The following is an 18,759-nucleotide window of genomic DNA, read 5'->3' as shown; positions in this document are numbered from 1 at the left end:
TACCGCTCGCCTTCGGTGGAGGCAAACGATAATTTGTGGTTTATCTACCCAGCAGGTTTTCGCGCAGCCCGCCCCACTGCTCTTTGAACAGTTCGGTGGGCATTTCTTTCAGATCGGGTGAGACCTTCGGGGTAAACTCCATTGCGCTGAAAATATCGCGCTGGATATCGATGCCCGGTGCTATTTCCGTCAGCGTAATCTCGCCATCAATGAGTTCGAAGACGCAGCGTTCGGTGATATATAGCACCGGCTTACCCACTTCTTGGGCATAGCGGCCGCTGAATGTGATCTGATCAACGCGATCCACAAACTTCTGGCGGCTGCCTTCCTCACGGATAACGACGCGTTCTTCGACGATCTCAACCTTACTGCCATTGGTGAAAGTGCCGCAGAAAACAACCTTGCGAGCGTTTTGACTGATATTGATGAACCCACCGGGGCCTACAACCTTCTTGCCGAACTTGCTGACGTTGAGGTTGCCCTCATGGTCGGTCTGGGCGAGTCCCAAAAAACATACGTCTAAGCCACCACCGTCATAGAAATCGAACTGGTAACCATGATCGATAATCGCTTCAGCGTTATAGGCAGTGGCGAAGTCCCCACCACTAGCAGGCACGCCGCCATAGGTGCCGAGCTCAGTGGTTAAGGTCATCAGGTCACTGACGCCTTCCTCAGCTGCCACACTGGCGACACCCTCGGGCATTCCGATGCCTAGATTGACGATGGCCCCCGGCACCAGCTCCATGGCAGCGCGCCGAGCAATGATCTTGCGCGGGTCAAGCGGCATCGGCCTGATACCCCCCAACGGCATCTTGAGATCGCCCGAAAGCGCCGGGTTGAAAGAGGTTGCCATCGTCTGCGTATGATTTTCTGGCTTAGCCACTACCACGTAATCGACCAAATCGGCCGGAATTTTGACTTTCTGGGGGTGTAAGGTGCCAGCCTGCGCCAGATACTCCACCTGAGCGATAACAATGCCACCGCTATTTTTAGCCGCCTGAGCCATCGAGAGCTGTTCAAGAAAGAGCGCTTCCCGCTCAAGAGTTAAATTGCCTCGCTCATCCGCAGTGGTGGCACGAATCACAGCGACATCAACTGGGAAGGTGCGGTACATCAACCACTCCTCACCTTCTAGCTCAATAAGTTTTACAAGGTCTTCGGTAGTGACGCTATTGGCCTTGGCGCCCTCAAGCCGGGGATCGATAAAGGTCCCCAGGCCTACTTTCGAAATCACTCCCGGTTTTTTACCGGCAATATGTCGCCATAGATGGGCCATTACGCCCTGCGGTAGCAAATAAGCCTCTATCTTATTTTCAAGCACTAGCTCTACCATGCGCGGTGCCATACCGGTGTGGCCACTGATCAGCCGCTTGACCAACCCTTCATAGCCCAGGTGGCTCATGCCTTTATTCTTGCCATCACCACAGCCACAGCTATGAGCTACCGTCAGATTGCGAGGTGCGCCCGTTTCTAAAAATCGGGTTTCAAGTGCGGCTGCCACCTCTTCCGCAAAGCCACTGAGCCCCGCCGTGGTCCACACCAGCGTATCGTCATGCTTGATCATGCCCACTGCCGTATGAACATCAACTACCTTGCTCACAACCACCCCCTATTGATTAGCTTCCGGTCAGAAACAGCACGATCTCCGGAAAGAAGATCACCAAGGCAACCACAACAATATCTGCGATTAAAAACGTCGTGACGCCCTTGAAAATATCGACCAAAGAGGCGTACTGCCCCGCTACTCCTTTGATAACAAAGATGTTCATACCGACCGGTGGAGTGATCATGCCAATTTCGAGCAGCTTGACCAGCAACACACCAAACCAAATGAGGCTCACATCGTAGAGCTCGAAAACAGGCAACAGCACTGGCAAGGTCACCAGCATAGCGCCGAAGGGCTCCATAAATAATCCGAGGAACAGATAGATCAGCACCACGACCAGCATCAGTTGAAGATACGATGGCTCCCAACCTGTAACAGCGCCGGTGATATATCCCGCTAGGCCACTCAGGCTAAGAAATAGGGTGAACATGCTTGCCCCTACCCCAATGATCAAAAGTGCCGACGTGGTCGAGAGCGTCTCAAGTAGAGCAGTCTTCATCGCCTTCCTATCCAACCGACGAAGAATTAGCCCAATGAGTATCGCGCCAGCTGCTCCCACAGCTCCAGCTTCTGTCGCCGTAAAGAAGCCCGAAAAAAGTCCACCAAACACGAGCAGCCCTAACGCCATAACAGGCCAAATTTCTATCAAAGCCTGCTTGGCACTGATATTCCGTGCGTCAGCGGCTTGACGCGGCACAATGTCGGGACGTAACCAGCTGACTAACAGGATAACAATGCTGTAACTAATGGCTGTCAGCAGCCCAATCGAGATCCCCCCCAGAAACACCTGAGTGATAGATACCTGGGCAAAGACCCCATACACGATCATCAGAATGCTCGGCGGAATTAACGCGCCGATAGTGCCACCAGCAGCAATCGTGCCGCAGGCAAAGCTCGGTTTGTAGCCGCCTTTGACCATTTCAGGAATGGCGATGCGGCCCATAGCAGCAGCACATGCCACGCTTGACCCACTGACGGCTGCAAAGCCGGAACTGGCAAAGATGCTTGAGATAGCCACCCCACCAGGTAACCAGCGGAAAACCACTTTAGCTGCATTGAATAGGCCACTGGTAAGCCCCGTGTGGAAGCATACGAACCCCATCAAAAGAAACATTGGCACCGCACTAAGCGTCCACTTAGCGATGAATTCATACGGCGTAGAAGACAGCATGCCGATAGCCGTGTTCCAACCAAACATCACTGTGATACCCACCAACGACACAATAATCATCGACAACGCAACTGGGACGCGTAACGCCAATAAGACAAGCAGTGCCGCGATCCCGTAGAAGCCAATCTCAACAGACATGGAATTACCCTTCTTGCGAATCGACGGAGTAAGACGTCCCGCTAGCTAGCAACGGAATACGCATAAGGCAAACCAAAGCAGCAAGGCAGAACGATAGCGGTAATACAAAATAGGTAGGCCAAACAGGCATCGGGAAATTCAACGACATAACATAGGAACCGATCTGGAATTGCTCCATAGCTTTTCCCCAGGTGGCGACCATCAATACGAGATAGACGCCTGCTGACAGCAGTGATACCAGGACGTCCGATATGCGGATCAGCATTGGGTGCATTAGGCTTTCTAAAGCTTCGACAGTGATCATCTGCTTACGCCATTCGACCCAGGCAAGGGGAAGTAAAGCCAGAGTAATTAAGTAATAACGCGTTACCATCTCAAGCGTCGCAGGCATCGACGTCGATATCGTGGAGCGAAGAATAATGTCCAGGGTGACATGAAGCATCATTAACATAATTGCAACAGCACCCAGCAGCCCAAGTCCCATAGAAGCGCGATTCACCAGTCGATATATACAGGCCATGCAATAGCCTCCTATACTTGAGGAAGAGCCCCAAGACAGCTAAAAGAGGCCTTGGGGAAATACCAACTCAGGTGCCATAGGTAGTGAAATCTACCTTCTCCCAAACTTCCTGATTGATAGCATCAGCGATAGCTTCTGGATCTTCATCCAGCTCTTCGACGATAACGTTCCATTTTTCAACCAACCCCTGAAAACGCTCTAGCTTGGCGGTTGCATCGCTGACTCCATAGCGGCTCTCAGCCTGTTCAGCGGCATAGACGAGGTCCTCTTCAGCAAAACGCTGCGTTTCTTCCACCAACTCTTCACTAGCTTCAAGAATTTCAATACCGTTATCACGTGCGACCTGATCAGCTTCCGCAGGCATTTCATAGGCCCAGCGCTTAGTGGCGAGTGCACTCGCTCGGGTGGAGGCCCGCGCGACGGCTTTACGGTCCTCGGGAGACAAAGAGCTCCACACTGTTTGGCCAATCGCGTGAGAGGTCGTACTATGGAAAGTGCCAAGCCCGATGTAAGTTAGATAGTCAATGGCATCTTCAAGACGGAAAGAGATGATATCCGCTGAAGAGCCAATGGAGCCCTCAATCACACCCTGAGATAGCGCCTCAAAGGTCTCTCCTACAGGGGTGCTGACAGGTGTGCCCTCCATATGCTCAAGCCAGCGCGACCACTGAGGGCCGCCCACACGCATGCGCATGCCGCGTAAATCCTCAACGGTGGTCACCGGCTTATTCGTCATCAGATGGTAAACATCTGTTGTGTGGGTGCTGGTATAAACAATACCCAGCTCAGAAAACTCTTCCTGACAATCACCACACGTAGCAATGTATTCGGTAACCGCCCCGTTCATGGCCAAGGAGTTGGTACCAATCAAGCCTTGGTCACCGACTAGGTTGAAGTTGGGTAGGTCTGCAGGAAAATAGGCAGGCAGCAAAAGACCAGCCTCCACTAGACCGCTACGAATCGCCGTTCGCATATTGCCCAAGGAGGCAATTTCGGTCCCCATGATCTGACCACCAAGTCGGCCATCAGACTCTTCTGCTAATGTATTTAAAAACTCTGTATAGAGAGGTGTATGAGCAGGGTGAGCGGGAGGAACACCGGGTGCCAAGCGTAGATCACGAGCTTGTACAGCTTGTGCCAGCATGCTGCCAGCTAGAGCCATCATTGCTATGCTTTTTACTAACGATTTCATTTTCATATTGATACTCACTTCATTGGTCTTATTAGTGTGAAATGCAGCCTCAACGACCTACGCCTCGCGGAGAAGCTCCACGCTTCTTTCGCACCGGACATTTAATGCATGAAAGGTAAGAAGCTCTTATTTTTATGCACTATAATTCCACTTGAGCGCATTTATGAACCCGACTTTAGTCTCGACACCTAATAAAATAACGTATATTTTCGATTAAAATACACATAAAATTACTTAAACTGCTGTTTATTAAACATTTATTTAATTAAGTGCCTCGCCATAACTTTTCCCGATATTGATCAAAAAAAAGCATGCATTATAATGCTAACTATATGCTTAGCTTGGTTCGCAGTTGCTGAACTCTTCCTACCAAGCTCTATGCAACTTTTACAAAGTAAAATGAGCCCTTTGATGAAACCAGAAAAGACCGCAAGTGATGTTGAAAATGACAAGGTACAGCCTAATTATGCTGCATCTATCGGCGAACGCGTGCGTGCTTACCGCGCTCGCCGTGGTATTACACGGAAACACCTTTCTGACCAATCAGGCATCTCAGAGCGGTACTTGGCTCAGATTGAAACCGGTAAGGCCAATATCTCTCTCGATCTTCTCATGCGGCTGGCTCAAGCGATGGTTGTTCCCGTCCATGGGCTATTACCGACCAATGGACAGCCAGCTCTTCCGACCTCCCTCAACGATTATTTGCAACGCCTTTCGCCCTCCCAGCTAGAGGAAGCGCACCACCTACTTGTTGAGCACTTCAAACCCGCACGCGAGTGTCACTCAGGTATAGCACTGATTGGGATCCGTTTTGGCGGGAAAACAACACTTGGGGAATTATTATCAACAGAGCTTGACCTTCCTTTTATTCGCCTGAGTCAGGTCATTGAAGCGCAGGGTGGCATGAAAGTTGGCGAAGTTTTAGAACTTGGGGGTCAACGCACCTACCGACGTCTAGAGCGTGAAGCCCTTGAGTGGGTCATTAAAGAGTACCCCTTGTCAGTACTAGAAGTTGGTGGAGGCTTAGTTACCGAGGCTGAGACATTTCAGCGATTACTTAGCAATTTCTACACAGTGTGGCTTAAGGCTGCTCCGAATGAGCTTATGCGTCGCCTGATGGCGGCAGGAGATGTGCGCCCTCTCGAGGGAAACAATTATGATCATGCTTTGGAAGATCTTACTCGCATTCTGACCGAGCGTGATGCCGACTACCGTCAAGCGGACTATCTAATTGAAACGACGGATCGCACAGTAAGCCACTGTTTTCAGGAGCTCCTTGACGTCAGCCAACCCTTAATCAATAAACGTAACGCCATGGGCGTTGAAAGCGATTAATTGTTAGGACTGACTGGGCAGCTCCAACGTTGCCCTTCGCTAGAAAATAGCCAAGTAACTATTCAACAGGTCTCAGGCTAGCCAACCTTTTGTTTCTTTAGACATAGTAACGCCATTCGGCAATCTTGCCATCAAGTAACATGACCATCAGCGATATCAATGTTGAAGAGATTCTGGAACGGGCCCGCCGGTGAGCGCAAGCCCGGCGGCCAGATAAGGTATGAAGACATGATATTGGCGTCCGTCGATGATTCCGACGAGGTCGCCTGACGCGTCAGACTGAGTGAGCTGAATAGTTACAGATAACCTTAAATGAAGTCGGCCAATCTGTGTATATTGGCCTACCCATTTCTGAGGTTAAGTACTAAACAACGATCAAGCAGGCTCTAGCATGAAGCGCGTGAAAAACTCGGTAAGTTCATCAAAGCCATCGAGCGGAAGCACAAGCGAAACGTATTGATCCGGGCGCACCACCACCAACGCACCGGCGCCACGATCAATACCACGCAGATCGAAGATATCCTGGTCGGTACCCAGCACCGGCGCATGGGCTTTCTGGTAGTCCTGAAGGCCGAGAGCCCCTTTGTGCGGCTTGAGGACAGGATGCATATCGGCCCAATCCACCTCAAGATGCGATTGCTGGATGATGCCATGAATATCGAAGATCGCATCCAGGTCAGTCCCTTGTGGGGTAAAGCGTCGGATCGGCGACGCCTCGCTAGCCAAGAAATCCATCAGTTGGTTAAAGCGCGATCCTAGGCTTCTTGGGTCGACCATGTCGGCGAAGGCGTAGAGCCGCCAGCGGCCATCTGCGCGATGGACATGCCCGAGATGAGCCTGCCTGGAATCGCCGAGCCGGATCACCTCGGCCGAATGGAACCGCCGCCCGGGCGGGAAGCCGGTGGCCAAGTGCAGGTGAGTATCGTCACCGGTGAGCAGGTCCGGTGCGTAGTGGGTGGCAAACCCGGCGGTGAACTCACTGTTAGTGACGAACTGGCGCTGCACCTCGGCTAGGCCTTTCATGGCGGCCTGCGGGTCGTCGGAGTCTTGCGCAGCACCGATCGCCCTTGACCAGCGGGTATCCATCTCAATCAGATTTTCGGCGATGACGTGGCGCTCGGCATTGTAGGTGTGCAGTAAGCTGGCTGGGCTGCGCCCCTGCAGCACCGAGATCAGCTTCCAGCCCAGATTGAAGGTGTCCTGCATCGACACGTTCATGCCCTGGCCGGCCTTGGCGGTGTGGGTATGACAGGCATCACCGGCGATGAAGACCCGCGGCGTGCTACTCTCCATCTGGTCGTCATCGACATCGTCGAACTTGTCGGTGACCCGGTGGCCGACACGATAGACGGAGAACCAGGCGGTCTCCTTTACCTCGAAGGTGTATGGCGCCAGTACTGACTGTGCCTTCTCCAGCACATCTTCCTTGGTCAGCCAAGCGTCAGGGGCAATATTGCCCATGTCGACGTAGAGTCGGACCATGTAGCCGCCCTCGCGGGGGATCAGCAGGATGTTGCCTGCGTCGGCGGACTGGATGGTGCACTTGAAGCGGATATCGGGGAAGTCGGTCACCGCCAGCACGTCCATCACCCCCACGCCTTGTCCTCGCCGTGGCCCTGGGGCACCCGGCCGATCGAGTCGCGCACCACGCTGTGGGCGCCGTCGCAGCCGACCACATGCTTCGCCCGGACGGTGACCTCGCCGTCTGGCGTGTTGACGGTCACGGTGACTCGCTCGTCGGCGGCCTCAGGCACCTCCACTTTGACCGTCTCGTGGCTGTAGTCGACCCGCAGGCGGCTAGGAGAGTTCTCCATGTACTCCAGCAGGAAGTCGAGCAGCCTGGCCTGGTTAACGATCACGTGCGGGAACTCGGAAAGTCCGTCGCGAACGTCCTGCACACGACCAAGACGGGTGATCCGGGCCTTGTCATCGGCATCAGGGCCCCAGAAGTGAGTCTCGTTTATCCAGTAGGCCTCTGTGGTCAACCTTCCGGCCAGACCGAAGGCCTCAAACATCTCGACTGTACGACAAGCGATACCATCGGCACGCCCCACCTCCAGCGGCCCCTCAGCCTTCTCCACGACGCGGGTGACAATCTCGGGAGTTGTCGATAACTGGGCTGCCAGCAGCAGCCCGGCTGGGCCGGTACCTACGATCAGGACATCCACCTCCTCTGGAAGCGGACCCTGTTCGGCGCTGCGCCCTTCGGCCAGCGGGTGAATTCGCGGGTCGCCACTGCGGTAACCGTCGAGAAAGTACTGCATCTGCTCGCTCCATCCCGTTTGTTTCGGGCATTCGTTGTTTAATTTTCATCATGAATTTGGTTCGTATCTGAAGTGACAATTGATCACCACCAATATTAATCAGTATTGTGATTAATAAAAAAGGGGGCAATTAGACTTTCCTCCAAGGCCAAGCGTTCTGTGCGGCAGACTCTGGTGACCCGTTACTCTGTCTAGGTATCGACTTTCGGATAATTGATCATTATTGTGATCATCACAATAATGACGTATATCAAAAATCAATCATCCGCATGTATCGACCTTCTCGACTTTGGTCAATACATGGTCAGGCAAGTGCCCTCCCCCAGCGACAAATGACAAGAGAGTTAACAATGATAATTACCTCACACGTTTCGTGCCGCCATACCCTGAGCATAACGCTGCTTTCAGCCACTTTGCTCGTCGTTAGCACACCGCTCATGGCCAAGGAACTTCGCTTAGGTTTGATCACTCCTCCACAGCACATCTGGACGCAAACCGCTGAGCGATTTGCCGACGAGGTTGCCGAGCGCAGCGACGGTGAAATGGCCGTAGCGTTATTTCCTTCTGGCCAAATGGGTGATGAGTCGGCGATGTTTTCGCAAATGGAAACAGGCTTACTCGACATGGGTATTATGACGGCCGCGTTAACTAGCCAACGCGAACCATCGGTAGTCGGTTGGTTTACGCCGTTTCTATTTAATAGCGTGGCCCAAGCGGCCGAGGTGGCCGATACCGACGCAGCCCAGCAGATGCTTAAGAATTTAGAAGACAAAGGTCTTCATGCCTTTGGCTACACATTTGCTGGCATGCGCCATATTTTGATGCGTGACGCTCAGATAGAAAGTGCAGCGGATGTTGCTGGCAAAAATATGCGCATTATTCCCTTTTCAGCGATGAACGCTTGGTGGCGAGCGGTCGACGCTCGACCAATGCCAATCAGTTTGCCGGATGTTTATCAAGGCTTACAGAACGGTATGCTAGATGGCGTGGATATCGATCTTGATGCTTTAGTGGGGTCAGGCTTTTACGAAGTGGCCGAATACCTCACGCTGACCAATCACATGGCCTTCCCTGCCGTGTCGGTAATGAGCCAAGCAACGCGAGCCTCGCTCTCTAATGAAGAGCGCCAATTGATAGACGCGGCCATGGAAGATGCGCTGGCTTGGGGGATCGAGGCACAAATAGAAGCGGAAGAGCGTAATCTCACCATGCTCGAAGACCGCATTAATGTGTATACGCTAGAAAGCGCTGAAGACGCTTTCAGCACGGCGAACCAAGCGTTCGCTGAGCGCTTTGGCGAACACTCGCTTGTCCAAGCATTCCAGCAACAGTCTACCGAACTCCTTAACGCTGAATAAAATGCGTCGGGGCGCTTCTGCGCCCCGAACCAAAGAGGCGTGCCCAAGATGCATTTTCCCCAAAATACCTGGCTAACCAAGGCGAGTCGCCAGCTAGCCAAGGTTGAACAGCTGCTCTGCAACGTACTGATAATAGCTTTTAGCGCGTTGCTTATTACTAATGTTTTCGCACGATACGTACTTAACAGCCCGCTCTTTTTTGCCAATGAGCTAGCCGTATATATTCTGATTTGGATGGCGTTTCTCGCCATCTCTATCGCCATACATAATGACCAGCACGTACGTTTGACCATGCTGATTGCGATGCTGCCTAAAACGGCTCAGCGCGCTTGCTATTGGCTTACTGAGTTGGTCTGTCTGGCGATACTTACTACTGTTCTGTGGTACACCATCGCTTGGCTGCGGTCACCTTCGATCCACTACGATATCGCTATTACGCTCGATTGGCCCAAGTGGCACTTCTATCTCATCGTGCCGCTTTTCTGTGTCACATCGATTTTTCACCTCATCGCTAGGCTTTTTGATCGCTCGCGAGCGAGTTTCGTCCTAGCCAACGACGAGGAGTGACCCTATGACGCTTGCGGCTTTTATTGTGTTGATGCTGCTTGGAATGCCAATTGCCTTTGTCCTCCTGGCTTCAACACTTACCTTCGTGATCACTTCCGGTAACTACCGTCTATTTGAAAACCTACCCCAGGTTATTTTTGGCTCGCTAGAAGTATTTGATCTGCTGGCGATTCCCTTATTTATCCTGTTGGGCGAAATCATGAATGAGGGTGGTATTACACGTCGCATTATTACCGCCACACGTGCCTGGTTTGCGTGGATTCCTCACAGCATTGCCTACGTATCCCTCACCTCGAACTTGATGCTCGCCTCTATTATGGGTTCAGCGACGGCACAGATCGCTATTATGAGTCGGGTAATGACCCCCGAATTGGAGCGTGATGGTTACGACAAGGGGTTCGCCGCTGCATTGACGGCAGGTGCTGGCCTGCTGGGGCCGATTATTCCACCGTCAATGGTGTTTATTATCTATGGCGTCATTGCTCAAGTGTCGATTGGTGCCATGTTCATGGGGGGCATTCTTCCTGGGCTATTGCTGTTTATACTGATCAGCGGCTTAATCGCGATCATGGCGCGGCGCGCGCGTAAGAAAGGAAGCGTTGATCAGGAACGCACGCCTCTATGGCGTGCGACTCGTGGCGCACTGCTCACACTTAGCATTCCCATCGTCATTGTGGGCGGTATCGCATTTGGCATAGTGACGCCTACTGAATCTGCGGCGGCTGCGACGCTAATGGCGGTGGTGATAGGCGCCCTCTTCTTTCAAGAGCTTAAGTGGGGGCAATTACCTGGCGTTTTGAGCCGAACAGCGCGCAATACCGCCATTGTGCTATTTCTTATTGTCGCTGCAAAAGCCTTTGGTTGGGTACTGGTGTACAACCAGATACCTCAACAGGTAGCCGGGCTAATGCAAGGCACCACCGAAAGCCCGCTGGTATTTATGCTTCTGGTGTTCGTGATGCTGATGGTAGTGGGCATGGTACTTGATGGCATCGCTGCGCTGATCATTCTAGTGCCAATTTTGCTCCCGGTGGCGCAGCAAAGTTATGGGATTGATCCCGTCCACTTTGGCATCGTCACCTGTATGACACTAAGCCTGGGACTATTAACGCCCCCGGTGGGTGCAGGGCTCTATGTTGCCTCTGCTATCAGCAACGTTAGCTTGCCCCGCATTACGAAGTGGATCTTGCCTTTCATACTAGCGGCTTGCCTCGTCATTTTGGCGGTCATCTTTAATCCCTGGCTCGTTAACGTTTTCCGTTAACTCTAGCCGCTACCGCCGGCTTACTCTTTATCGATGTGGGGCACTGGCTAGTATCATGCTGGCCAGTGCTCCCATCCAGTGCCTATTACAGAAACTTCTGCTATGGTCACAGCGTATTTTCCCCTTTATAAGACTCCACATGACTCGATCACCGCTATCTGAAGCTTTTGACTTACCTGGCAATCTTTTAAGACGCTGCCACCAAATTAGCGTGGCTATTTTTCTGCGTAAGTGCGAAGCGTTCAACCTTACCCAACTGCAATATATAATCCTTTCTGCACTTGAAGAGATGGGAGCAAGTGACCAAATCTCCTTAGGTGGCTATACGGCATTGGATCGCAATACCATCGCTGTCGTAGTACGAAAATTAGAGGAGCGCGGGCTCATTACCCGGCACCGCAACCCTGAAGATCGTCGTTCGATGGTGGTGAAGCTAACCAAGGAAGGAGAGGCGTTACGAGAAGCCGTAGAGCCTGCTGTTGAAGAGGTTCAAAGTGATATCCTGGCGCCGCTTAACGCCGAGGAGCAACAGATGCTGCTTTCTCTACTGCAAAAGATCGCTAACGATAATAATCATTTAAGCCGTGTGCCCGTGCGCTTAAACGAAAGATAGCACTGTCAACAACTTCACGAAGTTTCATGGTATTTAAGCAAAAAAGCCCAAGCGATCACTTGGGCAATGAGAACAGAATGAGAGTAAAACGTTAAGTATTAACGGCTACTCAAGCGACTCATAGGGCAAACCGACATAATTTTCGGCGATGGTGGTCATGCCTGCTTTGAAGCTAGTGACGTAGTCCAACTCGGCCAACTGCATGCGACTGTTGAAATCTTCCTCATCAGAGAAATTGTGCAGCATGGAGGTCATCCACCAGGAGAAGCGCTCCGCCTTCCAGATGCGCTTCAGGCAGGTTTGCGAGTAGCGCTCGATCAAATCCGTGCGGCCTTCCTGGTAGACCTTCACCATTAGCCGATAGAGCGTATTGACGTCGCTGGCGGCCAAATTAAGCCCTTTCGCGCCGGTGGGGGGCACAATATGCGCCGCATCGCCGACCAGAAACAACCGCCCGTACTGCATGGGTTCGACCACGTAGCTCCGCAGCGGCGCGATGCTTTTCTCGATCGAAGGTCCAGTGACAAGCTTGGCGGCCACCTCGTCAGGCAGGCGGCGCTTGAGCTCTTCCCAAAAACGCTCGTCAGACCAATTTTCTACCTTTTCATCCAGCGGTACTTGAAGGTAGTAACGGCTGCGGGTGGCAGAGCGCATGCTACAAAGACTGAAGCCGCGCTCATGGCGTGCGTAGATCAGCTCATCAGAGACCGGCGGCGTATCCGAGAGCATGCCCAGCCAGCCAAACGGGTAGACTTTTTCGAACTCTTTGATGCGCTCTTGAGGGATCGCCTGGCGGGAGACGCCATGGTAGCCGTCACAACCAGCGATATAGTCGCACTCCAGCCGGATCGTTTCGCCGTTGTGTTCAAAGGTGAGATAAGGGCTGTCACTCTCCAGATCGTGGGGCTGGACGTTTTCTGCTTCATAAAGCGTGGTTGCACCAGCGGCGGCGCGGGCCTCCATCAGATCCCGCGTCACTTCGGTTTGGCCGTATACCATCACTTTGCTGCCGCCGGTCAGTTCATCCAGTGCGACCCGCACGCGGCGGTTGTCGAACACAAGCTCAAAACCGTCATGGGGTAAGCCTTCTTTATCCATACGCTGGTCAACACCCACCTCGCGCAGCAGGTCTACCATGCCCTGCTCAAGGACACCGGCGCGGATACGGCTTAATACATACTCACCGCTACGCCGTTCAACAATCACATTATCAATGCCTTGGCGATGCAGTAACTGACCCAGCAGTAGACCAGAAGGCCCTGCGCCAATAATCGCGACCTGTGTCTTCATAGGGGATGCCTCATCATTGTCATTATCTAAAACTTATGACTTGTATTTTTCAATGAAACACGCCGCATAATAAGGCATGATCTAGATCAATTATTGGACATTTAGCGTTTTATTACCCAACCTTAGTCGTAGAGGAGATATAGGTGATGACAGCCTCGTCGGCAACCTCCGTTCCGGTATTTAAGCTCTATGGCGAGACACAGCACTGGCCCACGCCCGACTTGCTCCACTGTGAGTCCATCCCCGAGCGCAGTCGTCTGCACGACTGGCGTATCCGGCCGCACCGCCATGCCGACCTCGTGCATATTCTGTTTATTTCTCACGGTAGCGTTGAGTTAGAGCTGGAGGGAACAAGCCACCGGCTGCAAAGCGCTAGCGCTATCGTTGTGCCCGCAATGGCTATTCACGGCTTTCTCTTTTCACCGGATGTGGAAGGACACATTATCACCCTGGCCAAACCGCTGGCAGACCACTTACATGGACTCATGGGTGAGAGCAGTACGCTAAAAAAAGCCGACTTTTACCCACTGCTACAGGCCAACCGGGCTGAGCGAATTGCCACACTGGTGTCTCAGATCGACCAGGAGTACCGCCAACCGGCCCCCGGCCGGAACAGCCTACTCGAAGCACTTATTCAAGCCTTGGTGGTCGAGCTATCGCGCCTTTGTGCTTATACCGGCAGCACGGCAAAGCGCTACGGCCCCCGCCAGAGTGACAAAGGTCGGCAGCATTTAGAGCACTATCAAGCGCTGGTCGAAGCGCACTATCGCGAGCAGCCGAGTATTGAACAGTTAGCCGTGCAGATAGGCGTGAGTAGCGCACACTTAAACCTGCTCTGCCGCCAACTCGCGGGTCGCAGTGCCCTGCAGTTGCTGCATGAACGTCTGCTGCTAGAAGCCAAGCGCCAGCTCACCTATACCAATATGACCATTGGTCAGGTCTCCGACAGCTTAGGCTTCTCTGAACCGGCTTACTTCACGCGCTTTTTTAAACGCAATACAGCGCTTTCGCCGCGTGAATTTCGGCTGCGTCAAACGGTGGCGGTTAACGAGATCACTAAATAGGATAATGCCTTGGCCCTAGCTGCATCGTCATCCAGCGTAACTCTGTGAACTCTTCGATGCCTGCCTTACCGCCAAAGCGTCCGTAGCCGCTGGATTTCACTCCGCCGAAGGGCATTTGCGGTTCATCGTGTACCGTGGGCGCATTGATATGGCAGATACCCGTTTGTAAGCGCCCTGCCACTTTCATGGCGCGTGCGCTATCGCGGCTGAACACCGCTGATGAGAGGCCGTACTCGCTATCGTTAGCGATGCGCACTGCCTCTTCTTCACCATCAACACGGATCACTGCGACGACCGGGCCAAACGACTCTTCGCTATATAGCCGCATAGCACTGGTCACACCATCGATGACCGTGGCCTGCATCACCACGCCCTCGGCTTTACCACCCGCGGCTAAGTGCGCGCCTTGAGTGACTGCGTCATCGATGAGGCTATTTAGTTTTTCACCTGACTGCGCGTTGATTAAAGTGCCCAGGCTGTTGCTTTCATCACGTGGGTCGCCTGCTTTTAGCGCCTGAGCCCGCGCGGCAAACTTCTCCACAAAAGTATCCGCCACTTGGTTATCAACAATAACCCGCTCGGTGGACATGCAGATCTGGCCTTGGTTAAAGAACGCGCCAAAGATTGCCGCGTCCACGGCAGCGTCTATGTCGGCATCATCCAATACCAAAAACGGTGCCTTGCCACCCAGCTCAAGCAGCACGGGCTTTAAATACTTGGCCGCTTGCTCGGCAATGATTTTTCCAACGCCCGTGGAGCCAGTGAAGTTAATCCGCCGCACAGCAGGATGGGCAATTAACGCGCTTACCACGTCAGCGGCATCTTCAGGCGCGTTGGTAATCACGTTGACGATGCCCTCGCCCAACCCCGCTGCTTGTAGCACTTCACCAATTAAATGGTGTGTCGCTGGGCACTGCTCAGAAGCCTTCAAGATCACGCTATTACCACACGCTAAGGGCGTAGCAATGGCTCGCGTACCCAGAATAATCGGCGCATTCCAGGGCGCAACACCCACGACGACGCCACACGGGATGCGCACGCCCATGGCCATGCTGTCAGGCACGTTAGAGGGGATGATATCGCCCTGGATCTGGGTGGTTAACGCCGCCGCCTCACGCAGCACATCAGCCGCCACTTTAACGTTAAAACCTGCCCAGCCAAGGGTAGCGCCAGTCTCTTCTACCATCCGATCAATGAAATCCGCTTGGCGCTGCTCCATTAGTTCGGCGGCTTTCAGCAGCTTGGCGCGCCGCTCCCCAGGGCCCGTTTGTGACCATGCCTCAAACGCCTGGCCTGCGGCGTCGGCGGCCGCGTTAGCGTCACCGACACTTGCCGCCGCAGCAGTGGTCACCACTTCACCGCTTAACGGATTCGCACGGGTAAAGGTGGCTGTATGCTCGGCAGGGGTAGATTGGCCCGCTAACATTAGCTGAGTGGTGAACATGTCATAAGCTCCTGTAGTTGTGGTTGTGATCGCGCTGGCTTGAATAGTGGCAAGCGTACTTGCCGCTAGAGTAGAAACAGCGTGCTTAAAATGGGGAAAGCAATTAATAACGCCAGCCGTATCAGGTCGGAGACGACAAAAGGCGCCACCCCTTTAAATATCTCCCCCAGCCCCACGTGCGGTGCCATCGCTTTAATCACGAACACGTTCATCCCCACCGGCGGGGTCATCAGCCCCAGTTCAACGGTCAGTACGGTCAAAATACCGAACCATACCGGGTCGATACCCATCGCCTGAATAATCGGATAAACCACCGGTACGGTGATTACTAGCATGGCGATGGAGTCCATAAACATACCCAGCACAAAGTAGAGCGCCAGAATGCACAGCACCACGACGATAGGGGTTAGATCCATGCCGTAGAGCAGATCAGTAATCGAAAATGAAATACGCGACACCGAGATGAAATACCCCAGCGTTTCTGCCCCTACCAGCATAAAGAAGACTACCGCGGAAAGCGCCAACGTCTCCTGTACGCTGTGCCATAGCTGGGCACCACGCATGCCTTTTACCAGGGCGTAAATCAGGGTGGCGAACGCCCCGACACTTGCCCCCTCGGTGGGTGTAAAGGCACCAAAATAGATACCTAAAATCATCACCAGGAAAACGCCAAAGAAGGGCACTAAGCCGGTCAGCGAGAGCAGCTTCTCTTTCCAAGCAGTGGGTTCACCCGCCACGGCAAGGGAAGGACGCAGATACATGACTACCGTAATGGTCAGTGAATACATCACCAGCCCCAGCAGACCGGGAATCAGCCCCGCCATGAACATATCGCCAACGGACTGTTCGGTAAGAATGGCATAGATAAGCAGCGCGATACTGGGCGGTATCATAATACCCAGCGTGCCGCCTGCAGCCAGCGCGCCGGTCGCTAAGCCACGGTTATAGCCATAGCGCTCCATCTCCGGCAGCGCCACCCGAGTCATGGTGCTCGCCGTGGCTAACGAAGAGCCGGAGATAGCGGAGAAGATACCGCAAGAGCCCACGGCCGCAATCGCCAGGCCGCCCTTCCAGCCACCGCAAATAACCCGCGTTGAATCAAACAGCTTACCGGCCATGCCCGAATGGGCCGCCAGCACGCCCATTAAGATAAACATGGGTACGGCGCTGAAGCTGTAGTTAGAGAGCACTTCTACCGGCACTGTTTTTAACTGCGCAACGGCTGCGTCCCAACTAATGATTTGCGCAAAGCCCACCACGCCCACGATCAGCATCGTGAGGGCAACGGGCACACGCAGAATCATCAATACCAATAAAAGCCCTAGCCCGATGGCGCCAATCGCTTCACTCCCCATGAGCCGCCTCCTCACCTGTGGCATAGATCATGCCCAGCAGCGCATGCATAAAACTTCGCAACCCCAGCAGTAAGCTGAGCACCGCTGCCAATTGGAAAATGGGCCCCATAGGCAAGCGCAGATCTTGAGTGACTTCTCCGTACTGCGTGGCGGCAGCAGCAGAGTCCAGTAACCCCACAAACAGGATTAGCCCCAGCGCCGTAAAGCCCAGCAAAAATAGCCCTTGGATACGATTTTTTATCGACTGGGGTAAGCGGTGTGAGAACGCTTCCACCACCACTTGGCTTTTCTCGACATTAGCGGCCATTGCCGCCAATAGCGCGAACAGCATCAAATAGCTAACCAACTCAACACTGCCGGAAACACGCAACGCAATGGCACCTTCCGTTAGCCGGGAAAGATAGCGAGTACTGACATCGGCAATGGTCACCGCCAACAGCCCGATCAGTGCGACCCCCGCCACCAGGCGACAAACAAGGGCCAGCCAATGGCTGGCCCGATAGAGGAGTTGTTGAAAAGAGAGACTAGACTGCATGAAAACTTACCCCTCTTGGGTACCACAAGACTCGCTAGCGGCCAGTGCAGCCTCATACACCTCGCGGGCTTGGCTCAAACCACGCTCTTCCAACTGCGTTAGGTAGTTTTCGATACCGGTTTCGAGCGGCTCTTGCCAGTCAGGGTGTTGAAGCGGGTTTTCGATTTCACGAATGGTATGGCCCGCATCAACCGCTTCTTGCTTGCCTTCAACATCTAAGCGGTCGAACACGGCACCGGCGTTTTCAGCCCATTTCATGCCTGAGTTATTATCAATCACCGCTTGCTGCTCTGGGGTCAGGCCGTCATAGGCACGCTGGTTCATGGTGGCGACAAAGATCAGCGTATAGAACGGCACTTCGGTGTGATAACTGACTAGCTCATTAACGCGGAAACCTTTTAAACCTTCCCAAGGAAAGCTTAAGCCATCAATCACGCCGCGCTGCATGGAGGTGTAAATATCGGGCGCTGGCATGCCCACCGGGCTTGCACCCATATTTTCTAGCATCTCACCCGCGACGGCGGTGGGGCGACGAATGCGCAGGCCTTCCAGATCGGCAGGGGTTTGCACATCGGTGTCGATGGTGTGAATACCACCGGGGCCCGTGGTAAACATAAACAGCGGGCGGGTATCTTCGTATTCGCTATCCAAATGGCCGTCGTCATAGAGCGTTTGCAACACACACGCCCCTTGGGTTGCCGTTGAGGCGACACCTGGAAGCTCGACAATTTGCGACAGCGGGAAACGGCCAGCGGTGTAGCCCTGTGCCGTGGCACCAATATCGGCGATGCCGTTGGCAGCGGCTTCATAAATGGAATCCGGTTTGGCCAAGGTGCCGGCGGGGAACATTTGAATGGTGAGATCACCATTGGATTCTTCTTCAATGGTATCGGCCCACGCCTGCAAAACATCTTGGTTAACGCCTGAAGGGCCAGGCCAAAAGTGCGCCATACGCAGCGTCGTCTCTGCCTGGGCAGAGCTAACAGCAAGGCCAGCAATCGCTGCCGCCAACACACAACGGGATAGGGACATTTTCATTGGAG

General features: G+C 53.4%; 15 protein-coding genes and 1 pseudogene. 6 read left to right on the top strand and 10 right to left on the bottom strand.

Annotated features, from left to right (window positions below):
* Positions 1-40 precede the first annotated feature (40 nt).
* The 4 genes from KO116_RS00900 to KO116_RS00885 form a co-directional block, all read right to left on the bottom strand.
* Positions 41-1,600, bottom strand: coding sequence for an acyl CoA:acetate/3-ketoacid CoA transferase (locus KO116_RS00900; RefSeq protein ID WP_035554862.1), 1,560 nt, complete (start codon positions 1,598-1,600; stop codon positions 41-43).
* 16 nt (positions 1,601-1,616) lie between these two features.
* Positions 1,617-2,915, bottom strand: a complete 1,299-nt coding sequence (locus KO116_RS00895; protein WP_035554859.1) for a TRAP transporter large permease — start codon at positions 2,913-2,915, stop codon at positions 1,617-1,619.
* Positions 2,916-2,919: 4 nt separating this feature from the next.
* Positions 2,920-3,435 carry a TRAP transporter small permease gene (locus KO116_RS00890; protein ID WP_035554857.1) on the bottom strand — a complete coding sequence of 172 codons (516 nt, stop codon included), beginning with the start codon at positions 3,433-3,435 and terminating at the stop codon, positions 2,920-2,922.
* Between the two features lie 67 nt (positions 3,436-3,502).
* Entirely contained in the window at positions 3,503-4,600 is a 1,098-nt protein-coding gene (locus tag KO116_RS00885) for a C4-dicarboxylate TRAP transporter substrate-binding protein (protein ID WP_235272465.1), read from the bottom strand.
* A 438-nt stretch (positions 4,601-5,038) separates the two neighbouring features.
* On the opposite strand from KO116_RS00885, the gene KO116_RS00880 reads away from it, so the two are divergent.
* The gene (locus tag KO116_RS00880; RefSeq protein WP_052703694.1) at positions 5,039-5,962 is read left to right on the top strand and encodes a helix-turn-helix transcriptional regulator; all 924 of its coding nucleotides are present in this window, start codon (positions 5,039-5,041) and stop codon (positions 5,960-5,962) included.
* A 375-nt stretch (positions 5,963-6,337) separates the two neighbouring features.
* Here KO116_RS00880 and KO116_RS00875 read toward each other — a convergent pair.
* Positions 6,338-8,226 (bottom strand): annotated as a pseudogene (locus KO116_RS00875) (FAD-dependent monooxygenase).
* Between the two features lie 437 nt (positions 8,227-8,663).
* Between KO116_RS00875 and KO116_RS00870 the strand changes: the two are divergent.
* The 4 genes from KO116_RS00870 to KO116_RS00855 all read left to right on the top strand — a co-directional run bounded on the left by KO116_RS00870 (position 8,664) and on the right by KO116_RS00855 (position 12,028).
* A complete protein-coding gene (locus KO116_RS00870) occupies positions 8,664-9,584 on the top strand; it encodes a TRAP transporter substrate-binding protein (RefSeq protein ID WP_052703816.1) in 921 nt (306 codons plus the stop codon).
* Between the two features lie 48 nt (positions 9,585-9,632).
* On the top strand, positions 9,633-10,151 hold the full coding sequence (locus KO116_RS00865) for a TRAP transporter small permease (protein ID WP_035565839.1): 519 nt from the start codon (positions 9,633-9,635) through the stop codon (positions 10,149-10,151).
* A 4-nt stretch (positions 10,152-10,155) separates the two neighbouring features.
* Positions 10,156-11,415 carry a TRAP transporter large permease gene (locus tag KO116_RS00860; RefSeq protein WP_045812029.1) on the top strand — a complete coding sequence of 420 codons (1,260 nt, stop codon included), beginning with the start codon at positions 10,156-10,158 and terminating at the stop codon, positions 11,413-11,415.
* Between the two features lie 139 nt (positions 11,416-11,554).
* Complete coding sequence (locus KO116_RS00855) at positions 11,555-12,028, top strand: MarR family winged helix-turn-helix transcriptional regulator (RefSeq protein ID WP_035565156.1); 474 nt, start codon at positions 11,555-11,557, stop codon at positions 12,026-12,028.
* Between the two features lie 105 nt (positions 12,029-12,133).
* Here KO116_RS00855 and pobA read toward each other — a convergent pair whose 3' ends face one another.
* Positions 12,134-13,318, bottom strand: coding sequence for a 4-hydroxybenzoate 3-monooxygenase (gene pobA, locus KO116_RS00850; RefSeq protein WP_045812028.1), 1,185 nt, complete (start codon positions 13,316-13,318; stop codon positions 12,134-12,136).
* 146 nt (positions 13,319-13,464) lie between these two features.
* Between pobA and KO116_RS00845 the strand changes: the two genes are divergently transcribed.
* Positions 13,465-14,382, top strand: coding sequence for a helix-turn-helix domain-containing protein (locus KO116_RS00845; protein ID WP_045812027.1), 918 nt, complete (start codon positions 13,465-13,467; stop codon positions 14,380-14,382).
* On the opposite strand, the gene KO116_RS00840 is transcribed toward KO116_RS00845, so the two are convergent.
* The 4 genes from KO116_RS00840 to KO116_RS00825 form a co-directional block, all read right to left on the bottom strand.
* Positions 14,375-15,826, bottom strand: a complete 1,452-nt coding sequence (locus KO116_RS00840) for an aldehyde dehydrogenase (protein WP_035556087.1) — start codon at positions 15,824-15,826, stop codon at positions 14,375-14,377. The genes KO116_RS00845 and KO116_RS00840 overlap by 8 nt on opposite strands.
* A 65-nt stretch (positions 15,827-15,891) precedes the next feature.
* Positions 15,892-17,181 carry a TRAP transporter large permease gene (locus tag KO116_RS00835; RefSeq protein ID WP_035556089.1) on the bottom strand — a complete coding sequence of 430 codons (1,290 nt, stop codon included), beginning with the start codon at positions 17,179-17,181 and terminating at the stop codon, positions 15,892-15,894.
* Entirely contained in the window at positions 17,171-17,716 is a 546-nt protein-coding gene (locus KO116_RS00830) for a TRAP transporter small permease (RefSeq protein ID WP_035556091.1), read from the bottom strand. The genes KO116_RS00835 and KO116_RS00830 overlap by 11 nt, the downstream gene beginning before the upstream one ends.
* 6 nt (positions 17,717-17,722) lie before the next feature.
* Positions 17,723-18,754, bottom strand: a complete 1,032-nt coding sequence (locus tag KO116_RS00825) for a TRAP transporter substrate-binding protein (RefSeq protein ID WP_035556093.1) — start codon at positions 18,752-18,754, stop codon at positions 17,723-17,725.
* Between the last annotated feature and the right edge of the window lie 5 nt (positions 18,755-18,759).

Source organism: Halomonas sp. KO116 (genome assembly GCF_000734975.2).
Classification (GTDB): Bacteria; Pseudomonadota; Gammaproteobacteria; order Pseudomonadales; family Halomonadaceae; genus Vreelandella; species Vreelandella glaciei.
The sequence above is the reverse complement of the archived record's forward strand: the minus strand, read 5'-3'. Positions and strand labels throughout refer to the sequence as shown.

Bases quoted from the DNA above. Each gene is read 5' to 3' on its own strand.
- KO116_RS00895 (WP_035554859.1), bottom strand. From the start codon at position 2,915: ATGTCTGTTGAGATTGGCTTCTACGGGATCGCGGCACTGCTTGTCTTA.
- KO116_RS00890 (WP_035554857.1), bottom strand. From the start codon at position 3,435: ATGGCCTGTATATATCGACTGGTGAATCGCGCTTCTATGGGACTTGGG.
- KO116_RS00885 (WP_235272465.1), bottom strand. From the start codon at position 4,600: ATGATGGCTCTAGCTGGCAGCATGCTGGCACAAGCTGTACAAGCTCGT.
- KO116_RS00880 (WP_052703694.1), top strand. From the start codon at position 5,039: ATGAAACCAGAAAAGACCGCAAGTGATGTTGAAAATGACAAGGTACAG.
- KO116_RS00870 (WP_052703816.1), top strand. From the start codon at position 8,664: ATGGCCAAGGAACTTCGCTTAGGTTTGATCACTCCTCCACAGCACATC.
- KO116_RS00865 (WP_035565839.1), top strand. From the start codon at position 9,633: ATGCATTTTCCCCAAAATACCTGGCTAACCAAGGCGAGTCGCCAGCTA.
- KO116_RS00860 (WP_045812029.1), top strand. From the start codon at position 10,156: ATGACGCTTGCGGCTTTTATTGTGTTGATGCTGCTTGGAATGCCAATT.
- KO116_RS00855 (WP_035565156.1), top strand. From the start codon at position 11,555: ATGACTCGATCACCGCTATCTGAAGCTTTTGACTTACCTGGCAATCTT.
- pobA (WP_045812028.1), bottom strand. From the start codon at position 13,318: ATGAAGACACAGGTCGCGATTATTGGCGCAGGGCCTTCTGGTCTACTG.
- KO116_RS00845 (WP_045812027.1), top strand. From the start codon at position 13,465: ATGACAGCCTCGTCGGCAACCTCCGTTCCGGTATTTAAGCTCTATGGC.
- KO116_RS00840 (WP_035556087.1), bottom strand. From the start codon at position 15,826: ATGTTCACCACTCAGCTAATGTTAGCGGGCCAATCTACCCCTGCCGAG.
- KO116_RS00835 (WP_035556089.1), bottom strand. From the start codon at position 17,181: ATGGGGAGTGAAGCGATTGGCGCCATCGGGCTAGGGCTTTTATTGGTA.
- KO116_RS00830 (WP_035556091.1), bottom strand. From the start codon at position 17,716: ATGCAGTCTAGTCTCTCTTTTCAACAACTCCTCTATCGGGCCAGCCAT.
- KO116_RS00825 (WP_035556093.1), bottom strand. From the start codon at position 18,754: ATGAAAATGTCCCTATCCCGTTGTGTGTTGGCGGCAGCGATTGCTGGC.